Below are 8,852 nucleotides of genomic sequence, written 5' to 3'. Positions count from 1 at the left end.
GGGGCGGCCCCGCGCAGCGCCTGCGCGGCCGCGTCCAGCTTCACGCACTTCCTGACGTCCTCGACGGCTCCGACCACCGCCGAGCGGCTGTCGCCGCTGTCGGCGAGGAGCTGGTCCAGGGCGACGGCCTGCGCCTTCACCGTCTCCTTGTCGTCCTTCTCCTCCTCCGGACGCTGCTCCTCGCCGGCGGGCGAGGAGGTGGGGGAAGCGGCCGCGACCGGGGTGTCGTCCGACTCGTCGCCGCCGTCCATGAGGGATCCGATGCCGATGCCGAGCACCACGATGCCGACCCCGGCCGCGGCCAGCAGCGGGATCCGGCTGCCCGACCCGCGGCGGCCCGCTGCGGGAGCCGGAGTGGGGGCGGGGGCGGGATGCGGGTCGTAGCCGCCGGAGGCGGGCTGCCCGTAGGCGGGGCCGGGCGCAGGGGCGTTCGAGCGGAAAAGGTTGTCGAACTCGGCCGGAGGCTGCCGGTTGTCGTCGGAGCCGTGGCCGCCGGGGACGGGGGGCAGGTACTGGGTGGCCTCGGCGTCGCCGCCCGGCGACTGCGGCTGCTGCTGCTGCTGCGACTGCTGCTGGGGGGCGGGGATACGGCGGAGCATCTGGGTGTCGCGGTCCATGCCCTGCTGCGGCAGGGGCCGGCCCTGCTGCGGAGGCTGCGGCTGCTGGTGGGGCTGCGGCCGCTGGTGGCCCTCGGCGGGCAGTGGGGCCACCGGCGGGAGGTACTGGGTGGCGGCCGCCTGGTCGTCGGCCGGGACCGGCGGGAGGTACTGGGTGGCGGCGGCCTCGTCGACGGCGGGTATCGGCCGTATGAGCTGCGTGGCCGCGTCGTCGGCACGACCGGCCGGCGCGGACGTCACCGGCGGGATGTACTGGGTGGCGTCGGCCTCGCCGTAACCGCCGGACGCCTGGGCCTCGGGCGGCAGCGGGCCGGGCCCGGGGGCGCCGGTCCAGACCTGCGGTGCGGAGCTCCCCCATGCGCCGCCGTCGGCCCCGGACCCGTTCCAGCCCCCCTCGGGCTCCTGCTGCGGGGGCTGCGGCTGCTGCGGGTACGGCGGCTGGTCCGGCCGGTCCGGCGTCCACGGACCGCCGTGTCCACTCTGCGTCACCGGTGCTCCTACGTATGGGGGACTTACGGAATCGTCGGGTCACGCTACCCGCTCGTCCTCCGTGCCCTCCACCCAGACTCCCACCGCCCCCTGCGGGCAGGCCGGTTGAAGCCGACGCCCCTTGCGGGGCGCGGCAGCGGGCGGCCGGCTCAGGCCACGGCGAGACGTTCCGCGAAGGCGCGGACCGGGGCCTCGGCGCGGTACGGCTCCAGTCGGTGCCGGAAGTCGTCCAGGTACTCCGTGCCGCGGTCGGAGCGCAGCGAGCCCAGGAGTTCCGCGGCCCTCAGCGCCGTCGCGCAGGCCTGCTCCAGTTCACGCCGCTGGAGCTGGGCCGTGGCGAGCAGCACGTGCCCGATGGCCCGGCGGCGCGCCCGTGACTCGGGGTGACCGTCGAGGGACTGCCGGGCACAGCGCTCGGCCCGCTCGGCCTGGCCGAGGTCCCGGTGGCAGTGGGCCAGCTCGTCGGCGAGGTACGCCTCATCGAAGTGGCTGATCCACACCGGGTCGTCCCCGGCGTCGGTGGCCGTGCCGGCCGCCTCCATGGCGTCCAGCGCGCGCCCGCGCGCGGCCTCGGCCGCGAGGGCGTCGCCGAGCACCGCGTGCCCGCGCGCCTCGGCGGCGTGGAACATCGCCTGGGCGCGCGGCGTCACCCGGCCCCGCGCGCCCTCCTGCGCGGCGCGCGCGAGCTGGGCGATCTCGCGCGGGTTGCCGAGCTGCGCCGCCAGGTGGCTCATGGACGCGGCCAGCACGTACCCGCCGTAGCCGCGGTCGCCCGCCGCCTGGGCGAGGCGCAGTGCCTGGATGTAGTAGCGCTGGGCCAGGGCCGGCTGCCCGGTGTCCACGGCCATGTACCCGGCCAGTTCGGTCAGGCGGGCGACGGCGGCGAACAGGTCCCGGCCGACCGCCTCCCGGTACGACCCGGAGAGCAGGCCGGAGACCACGCTGTTGAGGTAGTGGACCAGGACCGGGCGGACGTGTCCGCTGCCGAACCGGTGGTCCAGGTCGACGAGGGCCTGGGTCATCGCCTCGACCGCGGCCACGTCGGAGGGGCCGACCCGGGGGCCGACCGCGCGGGCGACCTGCGCGTCCGGGGCGGAGATCAGCCAGTCGCGGCTCGGTTCGACCAGCGCGGAGGAGGCCACCGAGGTGCCGGCCAGGAAGTCCCGCCGCCCCACGTCGCTGCGCCACAGCTCGCAGACCTGCTCCACCGCGCCCGGCACGGTCGGGGCGAACTGCAGGCCGACACCGGTGGCGAGGTTCTTGCCGTTGGCCATGCCGATCTCGTCGATGGTGACGGTGCGGCCCAGTTTCCGGCCGAGCGCCTCGGCGATGACCGCGGGCGCGCGGCCCCGGGGCTGCTGGCCGCGGAGCCAGCGGGCCACCGAGGTCTTGTCGTAGCGGAGGTCGAGGCCGTGTTCCGCGCCGCACAGGTTGACCCGGCGGGCGAGCCCGGCGTTGGAGCAGCCGGCCTCCTGGATGAGCGCCTGCAGCCGTTCGTTGGGCTGTCGTGCGACGAGTGGCCTGGCGGCCATGAATACCCCCTGGTTGCTCCTGCTGGTGCTGTCCGTGGTCCGCGGGTGGTGCGGGTCCGCTCCGGGTGTGCCGGGCCGGGCCCCCAGTGGCTACCCAGCGCCCGCTCGCCCGCCGCCCGCGCGCCCCCTCGAATGCACCTGTGCGCCCCGTGCTCCCCGGCGGTGGCCGTGTCCCGCCCGCGTGTCCGGCGTAACCCGGACGTGTGAGAGGAGTTGAGTCGTTCGTGGAAAATACGATCTCCGGCACCGAAGTCACACCAATCCCGCAGCAGCGTGGCGAGGCGGGTCAGCAGCCGTCCGGGCACGGGCCCGACCAGCCCGGGCAGGGGCGGCGAGGTACCTCCTCGATGCTCGAGGCCGCCGTGGAGTACGCCGAGGAACGGCAGTGGCAGGTCTTCCCCGGCGTGTCGACGGAGACGGTGGAGGGCGTGGTGCGCTGCTCCTGCGGTGACCCGTCCTGTCCGCTGCCGGGGGCGCATCCGGAGAGCCCGGACTGGACGAACCAGGCCACGCTGAGCGGGGCGGTCGCCCGGCGGCTGTGGAGCAGGCGGCCGGAGGCGGCGGTGCTGCTGCCGACGGGGCGGGGGTTCGACGTGCTGGAGGTTCCGGAGACGGCCGGATACCTGGCGCTGGCCCGGCTGGACCGGCTGGGCGCGGAGCCGGGGGCGGGCCCGGTGCTGGTGGCGCCGGACCGCAGGATGAGGTTCCTGGTGCTGCCGGGTGCGCAGGCGCGGGTGCCCCGGCTGGTCCGGGGGCTGGGGTGGGCGCCCGAGGGGCTCGACCTCGCGGTCATGGGCACGGGCGGATGGATCGCGGCGCCGCCCACGCGGTACGGCGCGCGGGGCCCCGTCCAGTGGGTCCGGCCCCCCGCCGGCCGCCTCCCCGACGCCGCCGCCCTCGTCCCCGCCCTCGCCTACGCCTGCACGCGCGACCGGTAGGCCTCCCCCGCGGCCGGCCGGCGTCTCTCCGCCCGGGCGGGGCCGTCACGCCCGCGGGTGGCCACCCGACACCGCCTGCGGGCGGTCGGGTGGCCACGCCGCGCGAGGAACGAGGTGCCCGGCTCCGCGACCCCGCTGATCAGGGTTCCACCACCCTGGACCGCCTCCGTGTCGCCCGGTGCGCACTTAGCGCGACGCCGCCGTCGGGCGTCCCTGCTACGGCGCGGTCGTCGTACAGCCGTCGTGAGGACGGCGGTCGTCCGCGATCGGCCGCCGTACCGTGCGTGCGGTCCGGAGTGCCGGCTCTACTCGTGGCACTCCGTCAGACCCGGCAGGCCCGAGGCAGCCCCGACCGAGGGCCGCAGGTGCTCGTCGTACAGCTTCTGCCATTCCGACGTGCCGTTCCTGGTCTCCATGATCTTCCGCAGGGCCCCGCACACCTTCGCCTTGAGGACGGTGTCGCCGGACCGCAGCCCGACACCGTAGTCGCGAGCCCCTCCGCCGAACGTCTCGACCAGCTTCGTGTCGCGATGCTCGTCCGCGATCCCCTGGGTGATGACTTCGTCCGTGATCACCGCGAACACGTCGCTGTCGTCGTCGAGCAGCTTGTCCACGCACTTGTCATAGGTGCCCGGAAGCCCTTCGTCGGTAAGGGGCACCTTGTTGTCGGCCGCCCAGTCCTTGTACGTCGACCCCTCCACCGTGCACGCCCGGACGCCTCTGTCGTCCGACAGGTCGGAGAGAGCGTCTATGTGCACGATTCCCTTGTCGCGCACCAGGATTCCCCCCTGGTGGTTGTGGAAGTACCCACCGGCGAACGTCACCCCTGCCACGTCCTTGCGGATGCTGTAACTGGCAAGGAGGAGGTCGACCTCCGGCTCGACCGCGGGGACGGCGTTCCTGTCACCCGTCAACTGGCGGACACGGTCCTCGCTGGTCACCTCCTTCAGCACGATCTGATCCTCGCCGTATCCGAGGAGCTCACCGATCCTCCGGGCGAGATCAGGTTCGAAGCCCACGAACACCTTGTTGTTCCACCGGCTCAGCGGCGGCTGTTCGGCCTTGACGCCCACTCTCAGAACGGGGTGGGCAGCCTTGAACCTCGCCCATGCGTCCGGGTGCGGGGCGGAGCCGGATCCCTTTCCGTCCTGGGCGTCGTCCCCCATCGCGTTGGCCAGCCATCCCCCGCCCACGAGCAGCGCCGCGCAGAGCACGGCGAGGGGAACCTTCCACCTGTTCCACCGCTCGGGGCCGGGACCCCCCGTGCCGACGGTCGTGGGCGGCGGGCCCTGCTCCCCGGGCACGGCCTGCTCCGCGGCCTTCTCCGGCCGTGGCGCGGGCGGGGCCGTGGGGGCGGGGATGTCCCGGGTGATCTCCTCCAGCATCATCTCCAGTGCCCGCGCGCTCGGCCGCCGCAGCGGATCCTTCCGCAGAAGGTCCTCGATCAGCGGGGTGAGCAGCCCGCCGAAGCGCAGAGGAGGAAGCGGATCCCGAACGATGGAGTTCATGATCTGCAACTTGTCGCCCACGAAGGGGCGTCTGCCTTCCACCATCTCGTAGAGCGTCACACCCAGCGCCCAGAGGTCGGAGGCCGCTGTCGCCGGGTACGGTCCCGGCTCGCGGGTGAGCAGTTCCGGGGCGAGGTAAGGAGCGGAGCCGATGACATCGTTCGACCCGGTGAGCTGCGTCGCCCCCTCATAGGTGGCGACGCCGAAGTCCGTCAGCAGCGCGCTGCCGTCGGCACGGAAGAGGATGTTGCTGGGCTTCACGTCCCGGTGCAGCACCCCCGCCTCGTGCACGGCGGCAAGCCCTCGCAGCACCTGGAGGCCGATCCGGGCGGCGTGCGGCACGGAGAGCGGTTCCCGGGGTTTCAGCATGTCGGCCAGCGAGCGGGCGTCGAGCAGTTCCATCACGATCCAGACCTGGTCGTCGTCGCCGCCGTCGCCGTGGCCGTCGATCACGTCGTGTACGGAGATCACGTTCCGATGGCCGACCCTGGCGACGGTCCTGGCCTCACGGTGAGCGCGGCCCACCCACTGCGCCCGGATGTCGGAGGCCGCGGATCCCGGATCCGGGTACACCATTTCCTTGACGGCCACCTTCCGGTCCAGGCGCGTGTCCAGTGCCTCCCAGACCACACCCATGGCGCCCCGCCCCAGGCGGCGTAGCAGCTCGTACCGGCCCGCGATCACCATGCCGGGAAGACCGCCCGGATGCCCGTTCATCTCGTCCCCCTCGTGCGTGCGACCCGCCAGTAGTTCGTGGATGGTGAACTGGGCGCCACACTAGACGGGGCGTCAGGTGGCGGGGCGGTTTTCGTCGCACGGTGGTGACAGGCGGTCTTCCCCGGCCGCCCGGCCCGGCGCCTGCGGGGCGAGGAACCGGAGGGGGCCCGGAGTCGTCACGGAGGTGAGGGTCGGCGGGACGGGGCATAGGGTCGGTCCTGTACCCGGTGCCGGCGCCGGTTCCAGTTCTGCGGAGGGATGCGATGAACGCCGCCGTACGCGTGGAAGGCCTCTGGAAACGCTTCGGCGAGCACGTCGCCGTGGGCGGGATCGACCTGGAGCTGCCCGCCGGGCGGTTCGTCGGGCTGGTCGGTCCCAACGGGGCGGGCAAGACCACCACCCTCTCCATGATCACCGGCCTGCTCCGCCCCGACCAGGGCCGGGTGGAGGTCGTCGGACACGACGTGTGGCGCGACCCCGCCGAGGTGAAGGCGAGGATCGGGGTCCTCCCCGAGGGGCTGCGGCTCTTCGAGCGGCTGTCCGGGGGCGAACTCCTCTCCTACGCGGGCCGTCTGCGCGGCCTGCCCGGCGACGAGACCGACAAGCGCGCCGCCCAGCTGATCGAGGTGCTGGACCTGTCCGCCGCCCGCGACAAGCTGGTCGTCGACTACTCCACCGGCATGCGGAAGAAGATCGGCCTGGCCTCCGCCCTGCTGCACAACCCGGAGGTGCTCTTCCTCGACGAGCCCTTCGAGGGCGTCGACCCGGTCTCCGCGCAGACGATCCGCACCGTCCTGGAGCGGTACACCGCGTCCGGGGCGACGGTGGTGTTCTCCTCCCACGTGATGGAGCTGGTCGAGTCGCTCTGCGACTGGGTGGCGGTGCTGGCCGCGGGCCGGATCCGCGCCGCGGGGACGCTGGAGGAGGTACGCGGCACCGCGCCCTCGCTCCAGCAGGCGTTCCTGGAGCTGGTCGGAGCGGGCGACCGGGACGCGGGCAGCAGCCTGGACTGGCTGGGCGGCGCCCGGTGACCCCGCCCGAGCCGGGCCCCTCGTCCGAGCCGACGTCCCCGCCGGCACCGGCGCCCGGGCCCGCACCGGCTCCCGGGCACGCACCAGTGCCGGCACCGGCACCGGCACCCGCACCCGCACCCGCGTCGGCCACCGTGCGGCGGCCGGGTTCGGTCACCGGCGTGATGGTCCGGCTGAAGCTGGCGATCATGCGCAACGGCCTGCGCCGCTCCGGCGGCCGCCGCGCCGCGTACATCGCCTCCGCGGTCATGGTGCTGCTGCTGGCCGCCTTCCTGCTGCTGGGGCTGCTCCTGCTGCGCGGCAACCCGCACGCCGCCTCCGTGGTGGTGCCGATCACCGCGCTGCTGGCCCTGGGCTGGGCGGTGATGCCGCTCTTCTCGTCCAGCGGCGACGAGACGCTCGACGCGACCCGACTGGTCCTGCTGCCGCTGCGGCCGCGCCCACTGGTCCGGGCGCTGCTGGCCGCGTCGCTGGTGGGCATCGGGCCGCTGTTCACGCTCTGTCTGCTGGCCGGTTCGGCGGCCGCCGTGGCGCGGGGCCCGGCCGGCGCGGTGACCGCGGTGGTCGCGGTGCCGCTGGCCCTGCTGACCTGCGTGGCGCTGGCCCGCGCCGTGGTCACCGCCAACACCCGGCTGCTCTCCAGCCGCCGCGGACGCGACCTGGCCGTGGTCAGCGGCCTGATCGTGGCGATCGGCGCGCAGGCCGTCAACTTCGGTGTGCAGCGCCTCGGTTCCTCGGGGCTGGCGCAGCTCGACCCGTTCGCGGAGGTGCTGCGCTGGGTGCCACCGGCCTCCGCGATCGGCGCCGTCGACTCGGCGGGCGACGGCTACTACGGTGCCGCGCTGGCCCAACTGGCGCTCACGGCGCTGGCGTTGACGCTGGCGCTGCGCTGGTGGTCGGCCACCTTGACCCGGCTGATGACGGCGCCGGACGCCTCCACCCTCCAGGCCGCGGAACCGGCCGCCGTCCGTGCCGCACGGCGTCCCGGGGCCTTCGGACTCGCCAGGCTGCTGCCGCCCGGCCGGATCCCCACGGTGATGGAACGCAGCCTGCGTTACGCCTGGCGCGACCCCAAGACCCGTGCGGCGCTGGTGATCTCGCTGGCCGTCGGGCTGATCGTGCCGCTGTTCAACGCGTTCCAGGGATCGGGTTCGGTCTACTTCGCCTGCTTCGCCGCCGGGATGCTCGGCTCGATGATGTACAACCAGTTCGGCCAGGACTACTCGGGCTTCTGGATGGTCGCGATGACCATCTCCTCGCCCCGGGACGCGCTGCGCGAGCTGTGGGGGCGGGCGCTGGCGCTGATGGCGTACGCGGTGCCGTACTCGGTCCTGGTCTGCGTGGCGACGGTGGCGGTGCTGGGTGACTGGGACCGGCTCCCGGAGGCCCTGGGGCTCTCGCTGTCGCTGCTCGGCGCGATGATGGCGACCGGCGCGTGGGCCTCGGTGCGCCACCCCTACTCCATCCCGCCCGAGGGCAACCGGAACGTGGCGCCCGGCCAGGTGGGGCTGGTGTGGATGGCGATCTTCGGCGGCATGGCCGGCGCGGCGCTGCTGTCCACCCCGGTGATCGCGCTGACCGTATGGCTGCACGTCGCCGGGCACGCCGCCGCGTGGAGCTGGCTGCTGCTGCCGGTGGGCACGGCCTACGGCGCCCTCCTCACGGTGGCCGGGCTGCGGCTGGCCGCGCCCCGGGCGGCCGAGCGACTCCCCGAGATCCTCACCGCCGTCAGCAAGGGCTGACGCGCAGGTCCGCCGGTACGCCTGCACCGGTCCGCCGGTGCGCCGGGGTCCGACAGCCACCCCTCCCGCACCTGGCCGGAAGCCAAGACCGGCAGGAACTCCCCGAGCGGCAGAGGCCCTGCCGGGATACCGCCGCCGGCGAAGACCGAGGCCTCCGCCCCCGGGCCGCAGCCGCGCGGCAGCACGAGGCCGACCCTCCCGCGCGGGCCGGGCCACCACTCCGGCATCCGGCCGGACACCAGAGCCACCACCGCGCCCCCCGAGCAGCAGAACCGGCT

General features: G+C 74.3%; 5 protein-coding genes and 1 pseudogene. 3 read left to right on the top strand and 3 right to left on the bottom strand.

What is annotated here, in order from left to right; translation table 11 throughout:
* Both GBN72_RS34315 and GBN72_RS26185 read right to left on the bottom strand, forming a co-directional pair.
* Window positions 1-1,106: pseudogene (locus GBN72_RS34315) on the bottom strand (hypothetical protein); the annotation flags it as partial.
* 149 nt (window positions 1,107-1,255) lie between these two features.
* Window positions 1,256-2,638 carry an NsdA family TPR-like regulatory protein gene (locus GBN72_RS26185; protein ID WP_151774377.1) on the bottom strand — a complete coding sequence of 461 codons (1,383 nt, stop codon included), beginning with the start codon at window positions 2,636-2,638 and terminating at the stop codon, window positions 1,256-1,258.
* Window positions 2,639-2,862: 224 nt separating this feature from the next.
* On the opposite strand from GBN72_RS26185, the gene GBN72_RS26180 reads away from it, so the two are divergent.
* Window positions 2,863-3,576: a bifunctional DNA primase/polymerase gene (locus tag GBN72_RS26180; protein ID WP_151774376.1), complete on the top strand. Its 714-nt coding sequence runs from the start codon at window positions 2,863-2,865 to the stop codon at window positions 3,574-3,576.
* Window positions 3,577-3,881: 305 nt separating this feature from the next.
* Here the strand turns inward: GBN72_RS26180 and GBN72_RS26175 are convergent, their stop codons facing one another.
* A complete protein-coding gene (locus tag GBN72_RS26175) occupies window positions 3,882-5,801 on the bottom strand; it encodes a serine/threonine-protein kinase (RefSeq protein WP_151774375.1) in 1,920 nt (639 codons plus the stop codon).
* A gap of 263 nt (window positions 5,802-6,064) precedes the next feature.
* On the opposite strand from GBN72_RS26175, the gene GBN72_RS26170 reads away from it, so the two are divergent.
* Together GBN72_RS26170 and GBN72_RS26165 are read left to right on the top strand one after the other, a co-directional pair.
* On the top strand, window positions 6,065-6,832 hold the full coding sequence (locus GBN72_RS26170) for an ABC transporter ATP-binding protein (RefSeq protein WP_151774374.1): 768 nt from the start codon (window positions 6,065-6,067) through the stop codon (window positions 6,830-6,832).
* 164 nt (window positions 6,833-6,996) lie between these two features.
* Complete coding sequence (locus GBN72_RS26165; protein ID WP_246212942.1) at window positions 6,997-8,574, top strand: transporter; 1,578 nt, start codon at window positions 6,997-6,999, stop codon at window positions 8,572-8,574.
* Window positions 8,575-8,852: the final 278 nt, after the last annotated feature.

Origin of the sequence: Streptomyces abyssomicinicus, from assembly GCF_008974245.1 — a bacterium.
Lineage (GTDB): Bacteria > Actinomycetota > Actinomycetes > Streptomycetales > Streptomycetaceae > Streptomyces > Streptomyces abyssomicinicus.
Note: the sequence above shows the minus strand (reverse complement) of the source record. Positions and strands in the feature narration are given on the sequence as shown.

Excerpts from the sequence above, each read along its gene's own strand:
- GBN72_RS26185 (WP_151774377.1), bottom strand. The coding sequence starts at position 2,638 with ATGGCCGCCAGGCCACTCGTCGCACGACAGCCCAACGAACGGCTGCAG.
- GBN72_RS26175 (WP_151774375.1), bottom strand. The coding sequence starts at position 5,801 with ATGAACGGGCATCCGGGCGGTCTTCCCGGCATGGTGATCGCGGGCCGG.
- GBN72_RS26170 (WP_151774374.1), top strand. The coding sequence starts at position 6,065 with ATGAACGCCGCCGTACGCGTGGAAGGCCTCTGGAAACGCTTCGGCGAG.
- GBN72_RS26165 (WP_246212942.1), top strand. The coding sequence starts at position 6,997 with ATGGTCCGGCTGAAGCTGGCGATCATGCGCAACGGCCTGCGCCGCTCC.